This window comes from Enterococcus sp. DIV2379, assembly GCF_050542965.1.
Lineage (GTDB): Bacteria > Bacillota > Bacilli > Lactobacillales > Enterococcaceae > Enterococcus_D > Enterococcus_D entomosocium.
Genome location: NZ_CP172938.1, coordinates 998641 through 1022274 on the forward strand (window position 1 = coordinate 998641; position 23634 = coordinate 1022274).

The 23634-nt window shown below is 44.2% G+C and carries 17 protein-coding genes; 6 read left to right on the top strand and 11 right to left on the bottom strand.

From position 1 onward, the window contains the following. The first annotated feature begins 6 nt into the window (after positions 1–6). The 5 genes from IGI92_RS04555 to IGI92_RS04575 all read left to right on the top strand — a co-directional run bounded on the left by IGI92_RS04555 (position 7) and on the right by IGI92_RS04575 (position 11256). A complete protein-coding gene (locus IGI92_RS04555) occupies positions 7–789 on the top strand; it encodes an RNA-binding protein (protein WP_005237275.1) in 783 nt (260 codons plus the stop codon). Between the two features lie 20 nt (positions 790–809). Beyond that, positions 810–1565, top strand: a complete 756-nt coding sequence (locus IGI92_RS04560) for a DivIVA domain-containing protein (RefSeq protein ID WP_005237274.1) — start codon at positions 810–812, stop codon at positions 1563–1565. Positions 1566–2147: 582 nt separating this feature from the next. Next, positions 2148–4943, top strand: a complete 2796-nt coding sequence (gene ileS / locus IGI92_RS04565; RefSeq protein ID WP_005237273.1) for an isoleucine--tRNA ligase — start codon at positions 2148–2150, stop codon at positions 4941–4943. Between the two features lie 366 nt (positions 4944–5309). Beyond that, positions 5310–9815: a glutamate synthase large subunit gene (gene gltB, locus IGI92_RS04570; RefSeq protein ID WP_430608188.1), complete on the top strand. Its 4506-nt coding sequence runs from the start codon at positions 5310–5312 to the stop codon at positions 9813–9815. 1 nt (position 9816) lies between these two features. Then, positions 9817–11256: a glutamate synthase subunit beta gene (locus IGI92_RS04575; RefSeq protein WP_016620658.1), complete on the top strand. Its 1440-nt coding sequence runs from the start codon at positions 9817–9819 to the stop codon at positions 11254–11256. An 83-nt stretch (positions 11257–11339) separates the two neighbouring features. On the opposite strand, the gene vanS is transcribed toward IGI92_RS04575, so the two are convergent. The 11 genes from vanS to IGI92_RS04630 form a co-directional block, all read right to left on the bottom strand. Further along, positions 11340–12470 carry a vancomycin resistance histidine kinase VanS gene (gene vanS / locus IGI92_RS04580; RefSeq protein ID WP_034878724.1) on the bottom strand — a complete coding sequence of 377 codons (1131 nt, stop codon included), beginning with the start codon at positions 12468–12470 and terminating at the stop codon, positions 11340–11342. Beyond that, positions 12460–13155 carry a vancomycin resistance response regulator transcription factor VanR-C gene (gene vanR-C, locus IGI92_RS04585; RefSeq protein ID WP_005237269.1) on the bottom strand — a complete coding sequence of 232 codons (696 nt, stop codon included), beginning with the start codon at positions 13153–13155 and terminating at the stop codon, positions 12460–12462. The genes vanS and vanR-C overlap by 11 nt, the downstream gene beginning before the upstream one ends. 98 nt (positions 13156–13253) lie before the next feature. After that, positions 13254–15356, bottom strand: coding sequence for a membrane-bound serine racemase VanT (gene vanT, locus IGI92_RS04590; RefSeq protein WP_430608190.1), 2103 nt, complete (start codon positions 15354–15356; stop codon positions 13254–13256). Further along, positions 15353–15925: a D,D-carboxypeptidase/D,D-dipeptidase VanXY gene (gene vanXY / locus IGI92_RS04595; protein ID WP_430608191.1), complete on the bottom strand. Its 573-nt coding sequence runs from the start codon at positions 15923–15925 to the stop codon at positions 15353–15355. Before vanXY ends, vanT begins: the two co-directional genes overlap by 4 nt. After that, the gene (gene vanC / locus IGI92_RS04600; RefSeq protein WP_430608192.1) at positions 15922–16974 is read right to left on the bottom strand and encodes a D-alanine--D-serine ligase VanC; all 1053 of its coding nucleotides are present in this window, start codon (positions 16972–16974) and stop codon (positions 15922–15924) included. The genes vanXY and vanC overlap by 4 nt, the downstream gene beginning before the upstream one ends. Before the next feature lie 345 nt (positions 16975–17319). Continuing rightward, positions 17320–17865 carry a TIGR01440 family protein gene (locus tag IGI92_RS04605; protein ID WP_008377364.1) on the bottom strand — a complete coding sequence of 182 codons (546 nt, stop codon included), beginning with the start codon at positions 17863–17865 and terminating at the stop codon, positions 17320–17322. A 5-nt stretch (positions 17866–17870) separates the two neighbouring features. Then, a complete protein-coding gene (locus tag IGI92_RS04610) occupies positions 17871–18350 on the bottom strand; it encodes an ECF transporter S component (RefSeq protein WP_061053867.1) in 480 nt (159 codons plus the stop codon). Continuing rightward, the gene (locus IGI92_RS04615) at positions 18347–19135 is read right to left on the bottom strand and encodes a bifunctional hydroxymethylpyrimidine kinase/phosphomethylpyrimidine kinase (protein WP_430608194.1); all 789 of its coding nucleotides are present in this window, start codon (positions 19133–19135) and stop codon (positions 18347–18349) included. Before IGI92_RS04615 ends, IGI92_RS04610 begins: the two co-directional genes overlap by 4 nt. Before the next feature lie 103 nt (positions 19136–19238). After that, positions 19239–20765: a glucose-6-phosphate dehydrogenase gene (gene zwf, locus IGI92_RS04620; protein WP_008377369.1), complete on the bottom strand. Its 1527-nt coding sequence runs from the start codon at positions 20763–20765 to the stop codon at positions 19239–19241. Positions 20766–20774: 9 nt separating this feature from the next. Next, positions 20775–21422 (bottom strand): metal-dependent transcriptional regulator, encoded by a 648-nt coding sequence (locus IGI92_RS04625; RefSeq protein WP_008377371.1) that lies wholly within the window; start codon positions 21420–21422, stop codon positions 20775–20777. 142 nt (positions 21423–21564) lie between these two features. After that, entirely contained in the window at positions 21565–22800 is a 1236-nt protein-coding gene (locus IGI92_RS04630) for an aminopeptidase (RefSeq protein ID WP_005237260.1), read from the bottom strand. A gap of 231 nt (positions 22801–23031) precedes the next feature. Here IGI92_RS04630 and IGI92_RS04635 point away from each other — a divergent pair, with 231 nt between their 5' ends. Further along, complete coding sequence (locus tag IGI92_RS04635; RefSeq protein ID WP_005228861.1) at positions 23032–23607, top strand: TetR/AcrR family transcriptional regulator; 576 nt, start codon at positions 23032–23034, stop codon at positions 23605–23607. Positions 23608–23634: the final 27 nt, after the last annotated feature.

A 23634-nucleotide genomic window follows, 5' to 3' on the forward strand; every position in this document is an offset into this window, starting at 1 on the left:
TTATCGGTGAACGCAAATGTCTATCAACATTTTCGAAACGATGAACGCCCTTTTATTGATTCCGCTCAAGGATGGATCGAACAAGTGCAAATGCAGTATGCGCCTTACTTGACTGATTTTTTAGATCCGAGACAAGCGTATATCTTAGAAAGTTTGATTCGTCAATCAACGGATTTAAGTTTCCGCTTTTTTGGTGGATATGAAGCTGCTGAGAGACGACGTTGTTTGATTTATCCCGATTACTATGAGCCCACCACCGATGAGTTTGACATGACTTTATTTACGATTCAATACCCGAAAAAATTTACGGTGTTGAGTCATGGAAAAGTTTTAGGCACATTAATGGGGACTGGAGTCAAGAGGGAATACTTTGGAGACATTCTTTCCGATGGTGAAATATGGCAAGTATTCGTTGCCACTGAAGTCAGTCATTTTATTCAACTCCAAGTGGATAAAATCGGCAACGTATCCGTTCGATTGGAAGAAACAAAATATACCGATTTGATCGTGCCTAAAGATGGCTGGACCGAGGAAAGAGAAACGGTTAGCTCATTGCGTCTTGATACAGTGATCTCCGCCGTGTACAACATCTCACGCCAACGTTCGAAACAGTTGATCGAATCGGGAAAAGTAAAAGTAAACTGGACAGAAGCATTACGACCAGATTTTGTTCTGGATTTACTGGATATCATTTCGGTAAGAGGATTTGGTCGGATTCAAATACAGGGGTTAGAAGGAACCACGAAAAAAGAAAAAGTTAGATTGTTATTAGGTGTATTACGTAAATAAATCAAAGAGGTGTATAGAATATGGCATTAACTCCATTAGACATTCAAAATAAAAACTTTTCAGTAAAAATGAGAGGCTACAACCAAGATGAAGTCGATGACTTCTTGGATATGATCGTTCGTGATTATGAAGAAGCCGTTCAACGCAATCGTGAGTTAGAAAAATCGTTGAAACACGCAGAAGAAAAACTTGAATATTTCAATGAATTGAAAGATGCCTTGAATCAATCCATTATCGTGGCTCAAGATACGGCGGATAAAGTAAAAACAAGCGCAAGCAAAGAATCAGAAGTAATCGTTACTTCTGCTCAAAACCGTGCGGATGAAATGGTTGCTACTGCAGAAAAACATGCGCATGCCTTGATGACCTCAGCGGAAGAAAAAGCCAAAGAGATTTTGACGGATGCAACCGACAATGCCCGTCAATTGGCGACAGAAACAAATGACTTGAAGAAGAAAACCAGAGTCTTCCATAACAACTTATTAGTTATGTTGCAAACGCAATTAGAACAAGTGAAGAGTCCTGAGTGGGAAGAAATTTTGGCGCCATTTTCAAGCTATGTACAAGATTCCCACCAAGTGATCAGAGAAGTTTTGTCAAAAGAACTTGACAGTGAAAATGGTTCTGGAGTAAACTCAGAAGCAGTGGAAACATTTGATGTGGACATTGTTGAATCAGATGAAAAAATCGTTGATGTAAGTGAAAGCCCTGAAGTGAAAACATTAGATGATGCGAGAAACTTATTAGACGAATTGAACAAGACAGATAATAACTAAGACACAGAACAGAAAAATTTCTTATATTTTTCAAGCGAGTTTGGGAGAGTGGAAGCCAAATAAAACCCTGTAAGAAATCAGATCATCTGTGAGTTGCGTTCTTGAAAGAGCTGACTTTTCAAAGACTCGAGTAGAGAACGACGCCTGATCCCGTTACCGATCATCAAAGAATTGTCAACCGACAATAAAATTTGGGTGGTACCACGAACACGTTCGTCCCTTACCAGGGACGGACGTGTTTTTTGCTGTGAATCACTATGATTGGCTTGCGAAGCAAGACAGAATAGATGATGAACAGTACTAGGCGACCGCCGGGAGCGTAGTAACCTTACTAGGAATCACTAGGATTGGTCCGCAAAGCGGAACAGAGCAGATGATGAACAGTACTAGGCGACTGCCGGGATCGTAGTAACCAAACGAGGAATCACTAGGATTGATTTTTAAAAATCAGTGAGACCTAAACACAAGGAAGTCATGGCAACCTATCCATTTTGATACGTCAATAGAAGCAATCGGTTGATCGAGTCGATGGATTTTGAAACTATACCAAAACGTTGAGAGACGAAAAGGAGCGAAACAAGAATGAAAATGAAAGAAACACTGCATCTTGGAAAAACCGCTTTTCCAATGCGAGGCAACTTGCCGAACCGCGAAGTGGATTGGCAAAAAGAATGGGAAGAAAATCAATTGTATCAACGTCGTCAAGAATTAAATGAAGGCAAGCCAACCTTTGTCTTACACGATGGCCCTCCCTACGCAAATGGAAACATCCATATTGGACACTCATTGAACAAAATCAGTAAAGACATCATCGTACGTTCCAAATCGATGTCAGGTTTCCGTTCACCTTATGTACCTGGTTGGGATACTCATGGTTTGCCGATCGAACAAGTACTGACCAATAAAGGAATCAAGCGAAAAGAAATGAGCTTGGCAGAATATCGGAAAAAATGTGAAGAATATGCTTTGACACAAGTGGATACACAAAGAGCTGATTTCAAACGTTTAGGCGTTTCTGGTGACTGGGATCATCCATATATCACATTGACACCAGACTATGAAGCAGCAGAAATCCGCGTGTTCGGAAAAATGGCAGAAAAAGGATACATCTACAAAGGATTGAAACCAATTTACTGGTCACCATCTAGTGAATCATCATTAGCAGAAGCTGAGATCGAATACAAAGATGTGAAATCACCATCGATCTATGTGGCTTTCCCAGTAGCAGATGGCAAAGATTTGCTTGATTCAGATACATCTTTTGTTATCTGGACGACGACGCCATGGACCTTACCAGCGAATCTAGGAATCTCTGTGAATCCAACCTTTGCCTATGTTCAAATCTTGGCCGATGGCCGCAAATTCGTCGTGGCAAAAGATTTATTAGAAACCGTGACGAATGAGATCGGTTGGGAATCTGTCGAAGTATTACAAGAATTGGCTGGCGATCAATTGGAAAAAATGACGGCAAAACATCCTTTTTATGATCGTACGTCTCTATTGATGTTAGGGGACCATGTGACATTGGATGCCGGTACTGGTTTGGTCCACACTGCACCAGGACACGGGGAAGATGACTACATCGTCAGCAAAAAATATGGTCTAGATGTCTTATCACCAGTCGATAGCCGTGGGGTCTTCACAGAAGAAGCACCAGGATTTGAAGGGGTCTTTTATGACAAAGCCAATCCAATGATCACTGAGCTTTTAGAAGAAAAAGGAGCCCTACTAAAACTAAACTTCTTTACTCACAGCTATCCACATGATTGGCGGACGAAAAAACCAGTCATCTATCGTGCAACACCACAATGGTTTGCGTCTATTGATAAGTTCCGCCAAAATATTTTGGATGAAATCGAAAAAGTAGATTGGATCATTCCATGGGGCAAAACTCGTTTATACAATATGATTCGCGACCGCGGCGACTGGGTGATCTCTCGTCAACGTGCGTGGGGCGTTCCGTTGCCAATCTTTTATGCAGAAAACGGCGAAGCCATCATTACGCCTGAAACGATCGAGCATGTGGCAAACTTGTTTGCTGAACATGGTTCAACGATTTGGTTTGAAAAAGAAGCAGAAGAATTACTGCCAGCTGGCTTCACGCATCCGGGCTCACCAAATGGCAAATTCTCGAAAGAGACTGACATCATGGATGTTTGGTTTGATTCAGGTTCTTCTCACGAAGCCGTGTTACGTCAACGTCCAGAATTGACGTTCCCAGCTGACATGTACTTGGAAGGTTCTGACCAATATCGTGGGTGGTTCAACTCAAGTATCACGACTAGTGTTGCGATCAATGAAGTCGCACCATATAAAGCCGTCTTGTCTCAAGGCTTCACCTTAGATGGCGAAGGTCGCAAGATGAGTAAATCTCTTGGTAATACCATTGCACCAGAAAAAGTGATCAATCAAATGGGTGCGGATATTTTGCGTCTTTGGGTCAGCAGTGTTGACTACGAAGCGGATGTCCGAGTGTCTATGGATATCTTGAATCAAGTGTCAGAAGTCTATCGGAAGATTCGCAATACCATGCGTTTCTTATTAGCGAACACGAGTGATTTTGATCCAGCAAAAGACAGCGTACCTTTTGAAAACTTGCGTTCTGTCGATAAATACATGATGGTTCGTTTGAATCAAACCATCAAAACGATTCGGGAAGATGGCTATGAAAAATATAACTTCTTGCATATTTACCGGACAGTCATCAACTTCTTGACAGTCGATATGTCTTCCTTCTATTTGGATTTTGCAAAAGATGTCGTTTATATCGAAGCTGAAAATGATTTCCAACGCCGTGCCATGCAAACCGTCTTTTATCAAACAGCGGTTGCATTGACGAAATTATTGACACCGATCATTCCGCATACCGCAGAAGAAATCTGGTCACACTTGAAAGAAGAAGAGGAATACGTACAGTTAGCGGAGTTCCCTGGCTATGATACATTTGCTAACCAAGAAGAACTGCTCGATCTTTGGCGGGCCTTCCTTGATTTCCGTGACAATGTCTTAAAAGCATTAGAAGAAGCGCGTAATGCAAAATTGATCGGAAAGTCCTTTGAAGCGAAAGTCACTGTTTATCCAACTGAGCCAGTTGCGGCATTGCTAAAAGCTATCGATTCAGATATTGCACAACTGCTGATCATTTCACCAGACTTCTTAACGATCAAAGAAGCCGGTGAAGCAGCTCCTGAAGCGGCATATCAATTTGAGGATGTGGCGATCTTAGTTGAAAAAGCCGAAGGGGAAGTATGTGAACGTTGTCGCCAAGTCCGGGTAGATGTTGGTGTAGAAGAGCAACTGCCAACACTTTGTGGGCATTGTGCAACCATCGTCAAAGAAAACTATCCCGAAGCAGTTGCAGAAGGCTTTGAAAAATAAAAGAACGAAAAAAGATGACCCCATTGCGGGTCATCTTTTTTTGCGCTTGCTCATTCTTATTCCTTGAGAATGGGAGAAAAACGCACGTTTCTGACATGAATATGAGAAAATAGGTGGCAATTGATAACGATTCTCATTTGTTTGCAATAATTTTTCGACAGTTTATTGTATAATAAAAAAACCTTACTAGACGAAGTTTCTTCCTTAAGGTCTGTAGGCAATTGTTTGTTCGAGATAGAGTATTTCACTGTCAACAGAAGAAACCAACGAGCTCGGATCAAGTAAAAAAAACTTGCCAGATAGAAAAACAGGTTGTAAACTGTTAAAAATCGGAATATTCAGAATATTGAAAGAAAGTGTGATTCCATGAGTGATTTAGAGATGATGAGGAAAACGAACCAAACGATGTACGATGCCGCTTTTGAAAAAGATGCTTGTGGGATGGGGTTTATTGCACAAAAAGATGGTCGCTATTCCCGAGAACTTGTGCAAAATGCCTTAACAATGTTAGAACGGATGAACCACCGAGGGGGAACTGGCGCTGAACCTGACACAGGTGACGGAGCTGGAATTTTGATGGCAATGCCTGACCCATTTTTTCAACAGCGAGCAAAAGAGGCCGAAATCTCATTGCCTGAAAAAGGCGCCTATGCTGTTGGGATGTTTTTTTTACCGAAAGAAAAGCTCCGAGCAGCACAGGTCCAAGAAGAAGTAACTAAAGACATTCAACAAATGGGTTTTACCGTTTTATGGCAACGGGATGTGCCTTATGATTATTATCAGTGTGGACCGGGGGCGCAAAAAGTCATGCCCTCATTTGTGCAAGTCTTTATTGAAAAACCTGTCGATGTAACTGCTGGCCGTCCCTTTGAAGATCAGCTTTACCGGCTACGACGTAAACTGGAAAAAACGTATCATACTGATGAGTTGTCTATCTGCAGCTTGTCCAGTAAGACAGTTGTTTATAAAGGAATGCTGCATGCCTATCAAGTTGGCTTATTTTTCAAAGATCTTCAAAGCCCAGAAATGACCTCTTGTATCGCATTGACCCATTCTCGTTTTTCGACAAATACCTTTCCAAGCTGGAGTCGGGCGCAACCTTTTCGTTTCTTAGCCCATAATGGCGAAATCAACACGTTACGCGGGGCAGAAAATTGGATGCATGGACATCAGATCGAAGTCTATGATGATGAAAATTCTGATTCGGCGAAACTAGAAAATTGTATGGAATATTTGTACCGTCAAGGGCGAGATATTCCTCAAGCACTGTTGATGATGGTGCCAGAAGCGTGGTCCAAAGAAGCTGGATTGTCGCCGGAGCTGACAGCTTTTAATGAGTACAACGCAAGCTTTATGGCTCCTTGGGATGGACCGGCAGCTTTATGTTTTACCGATGGGGATTTGGTAGGGGCTGCACTCGATCGAAATGGGTTACGGCCATCTCGCTACTCGATCACGAAAACTGGTTTTGTGGTCGTGGCCTCTGAGTCAGGTGTTGTCGATTTGCCAGCATCGGAAGTGATTGAAAAAGGGGTGCTTGGACCAGCAAATATGTTTTTGGTGGATACCAAAAAAGGGGTGATCTTACGCAATCAAGAAATCAAAGCGCATTATGCGAATGCCCATCCTTACCAGGAGTGGCTAGCGGATCACTTATTGACACCAGAGCTGCTTCCTGAGACTGAGAAGCAGGAGGAAACAGCAGATGATGCGATCCAGACCCTTTGGAAACGAAATGGTTACACGGATGAGATCATTCGCACGTTGATTTTACCAATGGCTCAAACGGGAGAAGAACCAGTGATCTCCATGGGGTTTGATTCACCCTTAGCTATTTTGAGCGAACGTCCCCAATCCTTGTTTACGTACTTCAAGCAACAATTCGCCCAAGTGACCAATCCACCCATTGATGCGATTCGCGAAAAATTAGTGATCGGTACCGAGCTGTTTTTAGGTCGAGATGGGGATGTTTCAAAGGACATTCGAATCAATTGTAATAAGCTGAAGATTGCTAGTCCGGTGTTAAAAACGAGTGAATATGAAAAAATCAAACAGTTAGATCAAAATGGTCAAAAAGCGGCTTTACAGTCGATTCTTTATGATTATGTACCAGAAAACGGGGCAGCTTTGCAACAAGCGTTAGAAGCGCTTTTTAAAGAGACGGAGCAAAAAATCGATTCTGGGGCAACGATCGTCATTTTAAGTGATCGGGAAGTCATCCAAGCGCAAGAAGGAAAAGTGGCGATTCCGATCCTTTTGGCGGTATCAGGTCTGCACAATTACTTGGTGCGAAAAGGCAAACGTTCCTTGGCATCAATCGTTGCGGATACTGCGGAAGTCTGTGAGGTCCATCATTATGCCATGTTAGTCGGCTACGGAGTAAGTGGGGTCCACCCTTATGGGGCTTACCAGACATTGGCACATTTTGAGCTTTCAGAGAAGATCGAAAGTTACCGTAAGGCATGTGAAAAGGGCATTGTCAAAATCATGTCACGAATGGGGATTTCAACGATTGCCGGTTACCATGGGGCGCAATTGTTTGAAGCTGTTGGTATCTCTGAGAAAGTTATCTCCGAATACTTTACCGGCACGGTTACTCGTATCGGTGGACTTTCATTAGCGCAAATCGAGCAAGAATACTTAACGCGTTATGAAGCGGCGTATGGCGAGAAACGCGTGGATTATCTTGATTCGGGTGGTAGTTTCCAATACAAAGCTGACGGGGAACATCATCTGTTCAATCCAAAAACAATCTATGGATTTCAAAAAGCTGTTCGTACCGGCAGCTATGCGCTTTATAAAGAATATGCGGCGGAGATGAACCAAGACGCGTTAGAGAATCCAACGACCCTCCGTTCTATGTGGACTTTTGCGAACACAAGACGCAGTATTCCATTAGCTGAGGTGGAGCCAGTTGAAACGATCGTCAAACGATTTAAAGTCGGTGCGATGTCTTACGGCTCTCTAAGTGAAGAGGCACATCGCTGTATTGCTGAAGGAATGAATGCGATCGGGGCAAAATCCAACAGTGGAGAAGGTGGAGAAAACCGAAATCGTTTCAAACCAGTGAATGGCATTAATTATAATAGTCGCATCAAACAAGTAGCTTCTGGCCGTTTTGGTGTCAACGCCGAATATTTAATGAGTGCGGACGAACTCCAGATCAAAATGGCGCAAGGGGCGAAACCTGGTGAAGGGGGGCAATTGCCAGGCAACAAAGTCTTCCCGTGGGTCGCTGAGATTCGTGGCTCAACACCTGGGGTCCGATTGATTTCGCCGCCACCACATCACGACATTTATTCGATTGAAGACTTAGCCCAGCTGATCTATGACTTAAAGGCAATCAATCCCTATGCACGGATCAATGTCAAATTGGTTTCTAGTACGGGCGTGGGTACGATCGCTACCGGTGTCGTCAAAGCCGGCGCAGACGTAGTCGTGATCTCAGGCTATGACGGTGGGACCGGTGCTTCTCCGAGAAATTCGATTCGTGATGCTGGCTTGCCTTGGGAGATGGGGCTTGCAGAAGCCCATCAAACGTTAGCTATGAATCATTTGCGGCAGCGAATGACCTTAGAGACAGATGGAAAATTAATGACGGGTCGAGACATCGCCATTGCTGCTCTTTTAGGAGCAGAAGAATATAGCTTTGCCTCTTTAGCGCTAGTTGCGATTGGTTGTGTCATGATGCGGGTTTGCAGTATCAATACATGTCCTGTCGGCATTGCTACGCAAAATCCAGCGTTGCGCAAATTTTTCGCAGGGAAACCTGAGCACATCATCAATACGATGTACTTTTTAGCAGAAGATTTACGGGAAACAATGGCCGAGCTAGGGTTTCGCACGATTGATGAGATGGTAGGACACGCGGAAGTGTTGACACCACGCTTCGTTGCCAAAGGCAAAGCAAAGTCGTTAGACTTTTCTAGAATGATTGGGACGACGATCCCAATCGAGCGCAAAGTGACGGACCCATTCCTTGAGAAACGACAGTGGCCAGAATTAGACGCTTTTGCCCAAGCAGCTATCGACAATAATCAAGAAATCGTTATGAATCATACGATCAATAATGTTCAACGTTCAGTCGGCGCTCGTTTAGGGGGCTGGATCGCAGAACGCTTTGGCAATTACGAAGTAACGCCAGGTTTGTTGCAGTTTACGTACCGCGGCATTGCTGGACAAAGTTTTGGGGCGTTTGCCACCCAGGGCATCCAGTTGAAACTGATTGGCGAGGCCAACGATTATGTAGCCAAAGGACTGAGTGGTGCCCGTTTGATCATTGTGCCGCCTGAAGATGCTGCTTACGATGCAGAGCATTCACCGATTGTCGGTAACGTTGCTTGTTTTGGGGCGAATCGGGGTGAAGGCTATTTCCGCGGCATTGCTGGCGAACGCTTTTGCGTCCGTAATAGTGGAGCCAAAGTCGTTGTCGAAGGCGTTGGTGACCATGGCTGTGAGTACATGACTGGCGGCGTCGTGGTGATTTTAGGAAAAACCGGCCGCAACTTCGGTGCCGGAATGTCCGGTGGCGTGGCATACGTCTATGACCCTGATCAAACTTTTGCAGAAAAATGCAATCGGGAAATGGTTGATTTGTACCGGATTGGCGAAAGTGGCGATGACCATCAGCTGAAGGAGATGATCCAGCAGCATTTTGCCTATACAGATTCATTGAAGGCGGCTGAGATCCTAGAAGATTGGGAAAATCAGCAGCAACTTTTCATCAAAGTCTATCCGACAGAGTACCATCAGATGATCCAAGCAACGGAGACTTTGGCTGAGCAAGGATTTATCGGGGAGGAACTTGTGACGAAAGCTTTCGAAGCCGTCGTCGGTCCACAATTGACTATTCCAGGAAAGGAGCGCGACTAATATGGCAGATCCATTTGGTTTTTTAAAGTACCCAAGAGTAGAAAATCCTACCCGACCGGTTTCAGAACGTATCCAAGACTGGCAAGAATTACAGACGCCATTGCCTGAAAATGAGCGTCAAGAGCAAGCGGCGCGCTGTATGAATTGTGGCATTCCTTTTTGTCATACTGGTTCTTTTTACGGCGGGCAACGGGCGGTTTCAGGTTGTCCCAATGACAACCTGATTCCTGAATGGAATGATCTGGTTTATCAAGGGCGTTTCCAAGCCGCCTTTGAGCGTCTTGCCAAAACCAATCCATTACCGGAAATGACAGGGCGTGTCTGTCCTGCTCCATGTGAAAAAGGCTGTACCGAGGCACTGAATGGATCAGGTGTCACGATCCATGACAATGAACGTTTTATTATCGATACTGCTTTTGAAAACGATTGGGTCAAAGCTTCCGGGTTGCCTCAAGATGCGACTGGTTTCAAGGTGGCCATTGTTGGTAGTGGACCGGCTGGTTTATCCGCTGCTTGGCGCTTGAATCAACTAGGACATCAAGTGACGGTCTATGAACGCAGCGATCGCTTTGGCGGTTTGCTAATGTATGGTATCCCAAACATGAAATTAGACAAAGATGTCGTGCAGCGACGTATTGATCTAATGGCAGAGCTAGGCGTGACCTTTGTCGCTAATACGGAGATCGGTCGTGACTTGTCAGCAGAAGAATTGTCCGCTCAGTATGATCGGGTCATTTTGGCAACAGGAGCTAGTGTTCCTCGTGACTTGAAGATTCCAGGTCGTGAATTGACTGGGGTGCAATTTGCAGTCGATTATCTGACGGAAGCAACCAAAGATGTCTTAAAGCATGGCAAAGCGGCAACAAGTAAAAAACTTGCTGGCAAGCACGTCGTCGTGATTGGCGGTGGCGACACTGGAAATGACTGTATTGGTTCAGCGATTCGGCAAGGAGCCGCTTCTGTGCGTCAATTGGAGATCACGCCCCAACTGCCATTGACACGTACCGACAGCAATCCTTGGCCTGAATACCCAATGACAGCCCGCACAGGATATGGGCAAGAAGAAGCGGCTGAAGTCCTGCAAACACAAGTGACGTATCATGGGGTGTCCACAACAGCCTTTATCGGCGCCGAACGCGGCCAGTTGATCGCCATCGAAACGGTCTCAGTAGATCAACAGTTTCAGCCGATCCCTGGCACAGAGCAAGTGATCAAGGCGGATTTGGTTTTGTTGGCAATGGGCTTTGTTGGTGCAGAGACCCAACTCTTCGATGCCTTTGGTGTGCGAGAAGTGTACGATGATTACACGACGAACAATGAACGAGTGTTAGTCGCAGGAGATGCTAAAAGAGGACCGAGTTTAGTCATCTGGGGGATTCGCGAAGGACGCTTAGCGGCAGAAAAAGTCGATCAAGCGTTACGATCATTGGTGTATCAATAAGCAATCAATAAAAAACAACCTGAGCAGCTCTTCCTCCCTCTGAATTAGAAGGGGAACAGCGAAATGCTCAGGTTGTTTGCCTGTTAAGCAGTTGGTTCAGATGGATGGGGCTTTGACCGCTGTTCATTTTTTTCCATTGATACCTTCGGTAGACGAATCGAAAAGACGATGGTTTCGTCACGGCTTTCCGCCCAGATTTTTCCACCTAATGCTTCAACGATTTCTTTGGCGATCGGCAGCCCCAGACCGGTCCCACCCGTCGCTGTTGCTCGGGAAGCATCCATGCGGTAGAAAGGCTCAAAAATCAAGCCGATCTTTTCAGCTGAGATCGTTTTTCCTTGATTGGTCAAACGAATCAGGATATCATCAGATTCGCTGATGGCTAAACGCAAAGGGGAGTTAGGATAGCTATAATTGATGGCATTGCGGATCAAGTTATCAAAGACGCGTTCCATCTTCTCTGTATCGACAGTCGCATAGACTTTTTTCTGTAGTTGCAGTTGCCAATGAAGGTTCTTTTCTTCTAGCAGCGGTAAAAATTCGAACGTCAACTGTTCTAGCATCAAGCTAAGATCCGTGGTTTCGGTCTGTAAGGCGATCGTTGTAAGATTAAAACGGGTGATTTCGAAAAACTCGCTGATCAATAATTCTAGCCGCTGGGCTTTTTGCAAGGCAATCTTGGTATAGCGTGCCCGTAGTTCGGTAGAAAGCTGTGGTTCCTCTTCTAAAAGCGTCAAGTAGCCGATCACACTGGTCAAAGGCGTGCGTAAATCGTGTGCGAGATAGACGATCAAATCATTTTTCCGCTGCTCTGCTTCTTTGGCTGCTCGTTGATCTTGGAGATTTTTTTCCCGTAACTGGTTCATTTCTTCTTGCACATCGATCAGATTGCTGGAGAGAATGATTCGCTTCGTGGGTTCGGCAATCAATTGATTCGTGGCTTGGATCGTTTCATTCAAATAGCTGATGGCTTTACTCATATAATAAATCGTTGTGCTCACCCAAATCAGCAAGGCACCGATCGCTAGACAGACGAGCCAATAATCAGCAAAAAGCCGTAATATTTGATAAATGGGCTCATAGCCGTACCAAACCCTCAATCCTGCTACAAAGCGAACAGTTAAAGGGATCAGAATCAAAAGGAGCATTAAAACACCTGTGGTGATAAAGTATTGAGTCAAAAGTTTCCGGATCAATGGACTTCTATTTTTCAATGATATAGCCGACCCCCCATACAGTTTTGATTAATTTCGGTTTGCGGGGTTGTTCGTTTAGCTTTTCCCGCAGACGGGCAATATGTGCCATCACTGTGTTATTGTTGTCTAAATATTTTTCTTTCCAGACTGCTTCAAAAAGAGTTTCTGAGGCAACGACCGATCCTTGGTGTTCAAATAAGTAAAGCAGGATTTTAAATTCGATGGGGGTCAAGAAAACCTCTTTGCCATAAAGATAACATTGGTGACTGTTGATTTTCAACAGTAAGCCTTCCTTTTCGTATTCTTCAATCTTCTGCGGAACAGCTGACTGATTGTATCGTTGGTATCGCCGTAGTTGCGTTTTGACCCGAGCAACAACTTCTAATGGATTGAAGGGTTTCGTCACATAATCATCTGCACCTAGACTTAGACCGGTAATTTTATCCAGATCTTCTCCTTTGGCAGTGAGCATCAGTACTGGAAAAAAGTGGGTTTTGCGAATGGTCTGTAACAGCTGAAAGCCGTCGATATCCGGCAGCATCACATCTAAAACTGCCACATCGACTGTTTCTTTTTCGAGATAAGCCAAAGCACTCGTTCCATCATAAAAAGGTTCCACTTGAAAGCCTTCATTCCTTAGAAACGTCGTGACTAACTCGGCGATTTCTTTTTCATCATCAACAACAATTATTTTTTCTGCCATCCTTGATTCACTCCAACTATCTACGATCTTTTTTCATTTAAACTACCATTTACTCTACCCACATCATACCGTAATCGGTAAGCGAATGCATTCGTTTTCTACTTTGACATTGAAGGGACGCGGGAACCTAGTCGACTGATCAATTCATTGGGAATGGTTTGTGCTTGATCAGCTGTATTCGTCCAATCGCTGATTACTTCTAACCAACTTTCGACCGCCAGTTCTGGATAGTCCGTTAAATCGATCAAGAGCATATCCATACAAATCAACCCAACCTGCGGGAGTAAAACCCCTTGATAAGACAATTGGAATCCTTGATTTGATAGGGCACGGGGAACTCCGTCACAGTAGCCGATACTAACGATCCCAATCGTGGTAGGTCGATCAAAAACAGTGGCTAGTCCATAGCCGATCGCTTCACCAGCGGCGACTGTTTTTTTGTCCACTAGTAAGGCTTTTAGGGTCAGAATCGGCTGTACGTTTATCTTCTGTTTTGTTGGTTCATTCGGGACACTCAGGGAACCAGTTAAAAGAATACCCGGGCGCACATAATCATACTGTTTCTCTGGATAATTCAAAATGCCGTAGCTGCTTTGCAGATGCGTCAGACCATAGGCGATATTTCTAGCGGATAAGCCAGCCAATAGATCATCAAAACAAATGATTTGGGCTTGCGTCCGTAAGATACTTGCCGTATCTAGCTGATCTGAAGAGCCTAGGTGGGAAAAAATGCCTGTGATCTTGAGGGATGGCAAGGCATAAAGCCTTCTAACTGTTTCAAGGTCAGGGGCAACGCCTAGACGATGCATGCCGGTATCTACCGCTAAATGGCATTCGATTGGAATGCCTGTTCGGGCTAACGCTTGTCCATGCGCTTCACTGACGATAGTTTGAATTAAGGAATATCGGTTCAGCTCTTTGGCACGTTGGGCAGAAGTGTACCCTAAAATCAGTAAGCGACTTTTAATGCCAGCTCGCCTTAATTCGATGGCTTCTTCTATGGTGGCAACAGCAAAAAAATCGACGCCTACTCTTTCTAAGGTACGAGCGACCAATTGTGCATCGCAACCATAGGCATCTGCTTTAACCACCGCCATCACTTTTGTTGTGGATGGAATCACTCGTTTGATTTCCTGCAAGTTGTGTAACAGGGCGGGGGCTGAGAATTCTTTGGCTGCCCGCTGCAAGTGGAGCGGCGTTTTTTTCGGAAACGGCAACAGCTTTTGCAAAGCAAAGAGACCATGCACCACCCCAATGGTCAGTCCTAAGACCACCAAGAAATTGATCAGATTGTTTTGCAGCAAGGGTAGCTTTTGACTAAGAAAATGGGTTACTGCAATGGTATAAGGATGGAGCAAATAGAGCCAAAGGGACAGACGACCCGCTTGTTTCCAGATCATGGGTGCTTGCCATTGCTGAATGATCGGAAATAAAAACAAGAGAACGAAGGGCAAAAAGACATACATGCTGTCATGTTTAGGTGTAGTAAAGTGATGCAAGAGATAACTTTCCAAAAGCAAGCAAATAAGACTAATCATCAGATAACTATAGCGATGGGGAGAAGCAGGTTTTTTGGCAAATCTTCTGGCTAGTACCCCTAAGATCAAAAATAAGGGAGCAAAAAAAATGCCGTTGCGAGTTCCATCCAATAGTTGGAAAATCAGTGAATAGAGTGGCGTGATGGGTGTTTGTGCAGCCAGGCCAGACCAACTGTCCCCACCTAAACCAACCACATACAAACCGACAGCAATGAAAAACACCTGCTTGAAAGAAAGCCGTGTCAAGAGGCCCATCACTAGTAGACCGCCGGTAATGATCGCAGGAAAATACCAAAGATGGTAAAGAATGCCGTTGACTAGCAAAGTTTGAATAAAAGTGTCTAGTGGCATGTTCAATCCTAGTATGCCGCTGTACCAAGCAATCGGCAAAAAGAGCAGTGTGGCAATGAGATAGACTTGCAGCTGTTTTTTGATAAATAACCAGATACGTTGTCTGGCAGGATAGCTGTTTTGGGTGGCTAAATCACTGAACACATAATACCCGCTGATCATAAAAAAGAAGGGGACGGCGATTCTGAAAAGAGTCAATGTGATCAGGATATCACCATTGGGCCACAATCGATGAAGGGGCAGACAGTGGATCGCGACCACCATCATCGCTAAAATCACCCGAAACTGCTCAATTCCTTGATTCTTCTTCATGCGAACTGCCTCGCGGTTTGTTCAAGATATTGATAGTATTCTTCCAATGTCCACTGTTGACTGGCGATGATTTGACTATGAGGCAGACCGACATAACGAAAATGCCATGGTTCATAGCCAATCCCTGTAGTCTCCTGTTTGTCTGCGGGATAGCGTAAAATAAATCCGTAGTTCATCATTTCCTGTGTAAATAAATCCGCCGCTGCGCTGTCACGAAACCGTGGGCAGATCAAATCACCTTGCTGGCCTTTTAAACCAACATCGATCGCTAAGCCTAACTGATGCTCGCTGCAGCCGGGCAACGCCACAAATTGTTTCGTATAGGCTAATCCATTTTCTTTTAAGGAATATTCCCATAAATGCCGTTGCTGCTTTTCGGTTCGGTAGCCATCTAATAAGCAGATCTCGTCTTCAAGCTTTAAGGCTTTGACGAGCCGTTTCCATTGTTTGGCTGCTTCAGGCTGCAAGTAAACTTCTTCTTCACTAAAAGCAGCAAGGACGAGGTGGGGCGGCTCTTGGTTTTTTTCTAATGGAAACTCTTTGCTAACTAACTGTAGATAGGGATTCATTTGCCTTCCTCCTTTGCTAAGACAAGCAGTTTTTGTAGTAGTTCTTGATAGGATAAGCCGATTGCTGCCATCATGGCAGGATAGCGGGAGTGACTAGTAAAGCCCGGCATAGTATTGATTTCATTCAAGTATAGTTCTCCTTGATCCGTGACAAAAAAGTCGATGCGAGCAAGTCCTTTAAGACCAAGACTGTGATAGAGCAGCTGAGCTTGTTCTTTGACCTTGGTTTCAATCGTTTCAGGCAATGGTGCAGGAACGGTGATCTTGGCGCTAATCAACTGGTACTTTTCTTCAAAATCGAAAAAGCCTTCTACTAATGAAATAGCGTCACAAGCACCGACAGTCAAAGAGTCGTTGCCTAAGATACCGCAACCAATCTCAACGCCAGCTATATTTTTTTGTAAGAGCACTGCTGAACAATAAGCGAAGGCTTCCTTCAAGGCAGGAGCAATTTCTTCGACACAAGTCACTTTTGTGATCCCTTTTGAGGAGCCAGCTTCATTAGGCTTAAAGAAAACCGGAAAGTCATGGGTCTGGATAAAGGCTTCGATTTGTCTTTGCTGGTTGTCTTGATTTGTCAAGAGAATCGTAGGAGCGCTTTGTACGCCAATCGCTTCTGCTGCTTGATGCAATAACCATTTGTTCATACATAATGCGGAGGCCGCCACACCGCAGCCTACATAAGGTAGTTTCATCAATTCAAACAATCCTTGGATACTGCCATCTTCCCCGTATTTGCCATGCATAATGGGAAATAAAACATCAGGTACCAACGTTTGTTGCTCTTCACTTAGCCAAAAGCCGTTTCCTTCAAAAAGCGGCTGGATTTTCTGTTTATGTTTCGTATCCAACAGCCACGTGTCTTGTCGGATGTTTTCCAGTTCTCCTGTGTACAAATACCAATCCATAGCATCTGGGGCGATCCCGATCAAAGAGAGGTCATAGTCATCGGGAGATGATTGGAGTGCTTCGATTGCGCTAGTTGCTGAGGCTAAAGAAACGGCGTACTCCGGTGAATTGCCTCCAAAAATAATGGCGATTTTTTTCATATTTTTCTTCCTTCCACTTTTCGATTCTTGCTACATTCAGTCTATCAAGGAAAGAAAAAAGAAATTTACGGGCTTACTGGTATCTTTCTTTTCTTTTTGTGATGAAATTGTGACGAATTTATGACAAAAGGAAGGCGACAGCTGCCGCTCTTTTTACGCAAGAAAGGAAACAGAATTTGAAGTAGAAAAAGCTGCCATAAGATGGAGCGGAGAAAATAGTGAAAGGAGAGCACTTTTAAGGAAGGAAAGGAGAGGCAATAGCAGGAACGTTGACACAAAAAAAGCACGCCGAAGCATGCTTTTTCCTTTTGAAGATGGTTTTTCGCTCATTATACGATTCGCTTATTATGCGTAATGAGCACGAGGACCACCGATATATTTGGGCCGTGATCCCAGAGCTGTGACATGGGCAGCGCCAAGGGTCTTGATAGAGGGACGGATCGGGATTTGAACATGTTTGACATGCATACCGATCGCTGTGTCGCCGATATCGATACCCGCTTTGGCCACAATGTGCTCCACTTCGATAGGCTCATCGAACAACTGGAAAGCCGCAACTGAGCAAGCACCGCCTGCATGCAGCTGGGGCACTACTGCGACTTCTTCTAATTGATATAGTCGAGCCGTTTCACGCTCAACGGCTAAAGCCCGATTGAGATGTTCACAGCCTTGAACGGCTAAATGAATATTTTTGGGACGCAAGATCGCTCGTAGTGTTTCAACGATAACCATGCCTACTTCTTGACTGGAATTTTTGCCAATCAAGCCACCAACCACTTCACTTGTTGAACAGCCGAGAACAAAAAGATCATTTTCATCAACGTTCGCTGTCGTAATGACTTCTTCAACGATCGTAGTTAAATCCGTTTTTAATTGATTGATATCTGTCATGAGAATCACCTTTCATTTAAAGAAAACTTTTTCGTGCGGCGTAAGGCATGGGTCAGCGGTAAAGCAACGATGCTGCCAAAGACCGTTTGGATTAAATTACTTGGAACTGAGGCGATCCCTGCCCCTAAACCGAATAGTAAAACTGTTGCTGCTGCATAACCGGCAATCATGATCAAGCTGCCAACAATAACGGCTGCTAGTGGTCGATGGTTCATTCTACCCACGATCCAGCCTTGCACACCATGGATCACAATGGAAAAGAGGGCCCATTCAGGATAGCCTGATAGAAAATCAATGATGCCACCGCTCATTCCGCCTACGAAGGCCCCGGCGCTAGGTCCGAACAAAAGGGCCGAGATATAGATCCCTGCTTCACATAAGGTCACAAAGCCCTTCGTTTGTGGAACAGGAATGATAAAGGTCAAAGAAAGTGCACAGGTAAGTGCCGTCAGCATAGCGATCATGGTTAGGTTTCTTACTTTCATAGGTGTTCCTCCTTTTTAAAATAGGCGAGCTGATTGACGTTGCCAGAGGTTCCTAAAGGCAGACCGTCTTCGATCCCTGCCCAAACAAATGCTTTTGCAGTTTGAACAGCTGTTTCCAATGAAGTGCCTTTGGCAAGTAAAGCGGCAATCGCCGATGAAAGGGTACACCCAGCACCGTTGGTAGTCGTTCGGGTACTTTTTTCTGCTTCGAAAACAGTATATTGCCCAGAGTGGTATAAAAGGTCGTAGGCTTTTTCTCCAGTTAGTCGACTGCCACCTTTGATCAGGACATTTGGGGCACCCAATGCATGGATTTTTTTCGCCGCGGTTTTCATTTCCGCCAACGTCGTAATGGTTTGACCAGAGAGGTGCTGAGCTTCGAGTAGATTAGGTGTTACTAATGCTGTGTAAGGAAACAATGAGATCAATCCTGCTTGATAGGAGTGGTTAAAGGCAGTATCTCCTTCTTTAAAGGCAAGAACTGGATCGAGCACGATCGGTCCGGTAAATGTTTGTAAAAAATCCCGCAGCAATTCAATGATGGCCGTTTGATGAAGCAGCCCGATTTTGATTGCATCTAGGGATACGACCGAGCGCAGTGAATCCAGCTGTGCTTGGATCACAGGCTCAGGGAGATCATGGAACATAAGATCATCCTTGATGGCGACCACACATGTTAATAGGGCATGGCCAAACACCCCGAATTCCTCAAATGTTTTCAAATCAGCCGTCATGCCGCCACCTGCCAAACTGTCGAGACCGGCGATCGATAAGACTTGTTTCATGTCTGCTGCTCCTTTCGTTTCTCATTTCTTTCTATTATAAACAGTTGGTAAAAAAGAAAAACGGCCAATTGGATGTTTTTTCCTCATCCAATTGACCATTTGCTTATTTTTCATTTAGTAAATCTCGCTCACGATACCATTCATCGGGGCGCCAGATCCATTCAAAACCATCGGCAGCTAAGAGATCATAGGCAGCTTGGGGTCCCATCGTTCCTGCGGCATAGTTTGGAAAATCAGGTGTTTCTTGGTCCCAAGCGTGACGGATCACATCAACGATGCGCCAAGATTGGGCAACTTCATCCCAATGGGTAAAGTTAGTGCCATCCCCATTCAAAGCATCTAAAATCAATTTTTCGTAGGCTTCAGGGGTGTTTTCGACGATTTCAGTACTATTCCGATAATCTAGCTTCACTGGCAATGTCTCAAACCCTTGGCCAATTTCTTTTCCATTCAAGGAAAGAGAGAAGCCTTCTGTCGGTTGAATGTAGATTGTCAGCACATTCGGTGCCAAACTCTCGTTTTGCTTTTGTTCATTCAGGTCTTGCTTAAAGACATTGACAGGGACTTGTTTAAAGACAATGTTGATTCGAGTGCCTTTTTCCGTCAAGCGTTTCCCGGTTCGTACATAGAAAGGTACGCCGGACCAGCGGAAGTTGTCGATCAAGAATTTTCCAGCAACGAAGGTTTCAGTTGCCGATTCTTCATCGACATTGGCTTCTTCTCGGTAGCCAGCAAATTCCTTATCTTCTAATTGCCCTTTGGCGTATTGACCACGAACGAAGTGTTGTTTCACTTCTTCTTCGGAGTAAATACGGATCGCATTTAAGGCTTTGATTTTTTCCGTCCGTAATTCTTTTTCAGAAAAAGCCACTGGCGGTTCCATGGCTAATAAGGAAAGGATCTGCAGAATATGGTTTTGGACCATATCTTTCAAGGCGCCGCTCTTATCATAATACCCACCGCGTTCTTCAACACCTAAGTTTTCTGCGATATTGATCTGAACATTGTCAATGTACCGATTGTTCCACATCGACTCAAAAATGTTATTGGCAAAACGAATCGCAGAAATGTTTTGGATCATTTCTTTTCCTAAATAATGATCGATCCGGTAGATTTCTTGCTCTGTAAAGACTTGATTGATCTCTTCATTCAATTCTTTTGCTGAGTCGTAGTCGCTTCCAAATGGTTTTTCGATGATCACCCGATGGTAGCCGTCAGTATCCAGCATTCCTTGGGATTTCAAGTGAGAAACGATCGTCCCAAAGAAATTAGGGGACATTGCTAAGTAAAAGATCTGATTGCCTTCTAAATGGTATTTCTGATCTAAGGTTTCCGCCAAATCCTTTAATGAATCATAATGACTCGTATCTGTTACATCATGTGATTGGTAGTAGAAATGAGAAGCGAATGTCTCTGCTTGCTCTTGTGAGTCGCTCAATTCTTTGATCGTACCTATTACTACTTCACGATAGTGTTCATCCGACCAAGGACGGCGAGCAGTACCGATGACTGCAAAATCTTCTTTCAAATCGCCTTTTTTGTACAACCGAAACAAAGAAGGGTATAGTTTGCGTTGGGCAAGGTCGCCCGTACCGCCAAAAATCGTAAAAAGGACCTTTTTTTCCATCATCTTCACTCCTTACAGTTTATCAACAAAAATCGTGCTGGCGGCTTTGTAGCTGACAGCAATTTCTTTTGTGTCATTTTTGATCGTAATCGGACCCTCGTATGCTGCCGCATCGATGATCTCGTATTCTTCATGAATATTCAATTGGATCGAAACAAGGTAATCCAGCAGTTCTCGTTCATCAAGGACACGGGCGATACGAATCTTGGTTCCTACCGGGTAGGAACTCATGGTGTTTTTTTCGCCTTCGTGAATGAGTTCTCCTTGTTCGGGGATCATTCCGCCATGTGGGCAATACCGAGGATGATCAAGGTAGGCTTCTAAGCGGCTCGCCAGTGTTTCCGAGGTGACGTGTTCTAAAACTTCTGCGTCATCATGAACTTCATTCCATGAGTAATGCAGGTGCTCCACAAGAAAGACTTCCCATAAACGATGCTTGCGGATCAGAGCACTTGCAGAAGCTAAACCAGTTTCAGTCAACTGTACCCCTTGATAAGGTGAATGTTCCACTAAGCCTTCTTTTAATAATTTTGAAATCATTTCACTTACTGAAGCTGCTGAGACGTCCAGACCTGACACGATTTGTTTGTTATTGATTTTCTTTTGGTCACCACCAAGCTCCAAGATGAGCTTTAAATAATCTTCACGATTTGGTGTCATCGGATCCATCCTCTCTTATCAAAGACTATCAAAGTAGATTTTATCAAAAAAGCCGGCTGATTACTACGAAAAAACCCGCCGGTTTCCAATATTCTATGTAAAAGAAGGCCGAGGGGAGCAACTCCACCTCAGCCTTTTTTTATTAAGCCCAGTCACCATTGCGAAAGACAGGAATCGTGGTGCCATCTTCTCTGATGCCATCGATGGACATTTGGTCAGAGCCAACCATGAAATCTACGTGGGTTTGGCTGCGGTTCAAACCAGCAGCTGCCAGTTCTTCTTCACTCATCTCAGTGCCGCCTTGCAAGCTGAAGGCATAAGCGGAGCCTAAAGCCAAGTGGTTTGAGGCATTTTCATCGAACAACGTATTGAAGAAGATGATGCCGGATTGTGAGATAGGGGAAGGATCAGGAACTAATGCGACTTCACCTAAAGATTTTGCTCCTTCATCGATTGCTAGCAGTTTGCCTAACACTTCTTCGCCCTGTTCCGCAGAAAAGTCCACGACTTTGCCGTCTTTGAAGGTGAACTTCATCCCAGAGATGATGGTGCCTGCGTAGCTCAATGGTTTCGTACTTGAAATATAGCCATCGATGCGACGATTATCTGGGGCAGTAAAGACTTCTTCTGTTGGCATGTTCGCCATGAATTTTTCATTGCGGGTATTGTAACTGCCAGCACCTTCCCACAAGTGGTTTTTAGGCAAACCGATGATCAAATCGGTACCAGGTGCCGTATAGTGCAGAGCACTGAATTGTTCTTTGTTTAATTCTTCGGCTTTAACTTGCAAGGTTTCATCGTGTTTTTTCCAAGCTGCGACAGGATCTTCTTCATAGATACGCGTCGTTTTGAAAATTTGATCCCAAAGCTTGTCTTGTGCTTCTTCAGGGGAAGCATCAGGGAATACTTTTTGAGCCCAATCTTGACCAGCCGCCGCAACCACAGTCCAGCTGACTTTGTTGGCTTGTGTTGCTTGACGCAATTTCATCATCGCTTTACCAGAAGCTGCTTGGAAGGTTGCCACTCGGTCTGAGTCGACGCCCGCTAACGCATCTGGATTCGCGGAAACGACACTGATACGGCTGGCACCTTTTTCAACCCAGTCTTCCGTTTGATCAATTTTGTGCTGAGGAATCGTAGACAAACGATCTTCGGCCGCATGAGTCAGAAATTCTTTTTGGATCTCATCGTCGGTCCATTGGACGATTACTTCGTCTGCACCTAATTCATACGCTTTTTTCGTTAATAGGCGAGCTAAAGGTGCTTGGTCCACGGCGATTTGGATGACGATCGTGTGCCCTTTTTGGACATTTACGCCAACTTCAGTGATCAGTTGGGCATATTTTTCAAGGTTCTGATTAAAGTTTGGTAAAACCATTAAAATTCCTCCATTTATTCTAAATTTATAACTGTCTTCATGATAGCACTAAGTATTTTTGAAAACAAACGAAAAAGTGAGCAAAAAAACAGTGGCCTTCAAATTGAAAAACTGGAAACACTAAGGGCAATAAATTTAAAAGTTTTTTTGCAAACTTAAAAAAACATGATACAATAAGTAAAAGGTATTTCTGAAAGCGATGTATAGCAGAATTAAGGAGATTAAAAAATTATGGCAAGAAAGAAAACTATTACTAGAGACCAGATTTTAAAAGCTGCCTATGAAGTTGTCGCAACCGAAGGATTTACACGTTTTACCGCACGCAATATCGCAGCGAAGATGAAATGTTCAACGCAACCGATCTACTTAGAATTTAAAAATATGGATGACTTAAAAAATGCATTGATCAATCAGATTTACGACTACTTAGCGACAGAAGTTTTTCCAGTTGAAAGACGGGGAGATGTCATCGTTGACTTAACGCTAAATTATATTGGCTTTGCAAATAAAGAAAAACGATTATACCGAGCGCTATACTTAGAAGAGCATGGTGGTGGGGATTCCATGCAACAGTTTTCATTTGACCTTTTTGTGAAATCAGTGAAAAAAGAACCAAAATATCAAGATCTATCTGATGTAAAATTACAATCTTTGCACACCGGTGTCTGGATCGTCGCTACCGGCTTAGCGGCGTTGATGTCTTCGGGAATCATTCATCCGACAGAAGATCAGATTGCTAAGCTGATGACGGAAACCACCGATAATATTTTAGCAAGAGAAACACCCATCGATATCAGTTATCATTAAGCAAACAATAAACCTCTGACAGAATCA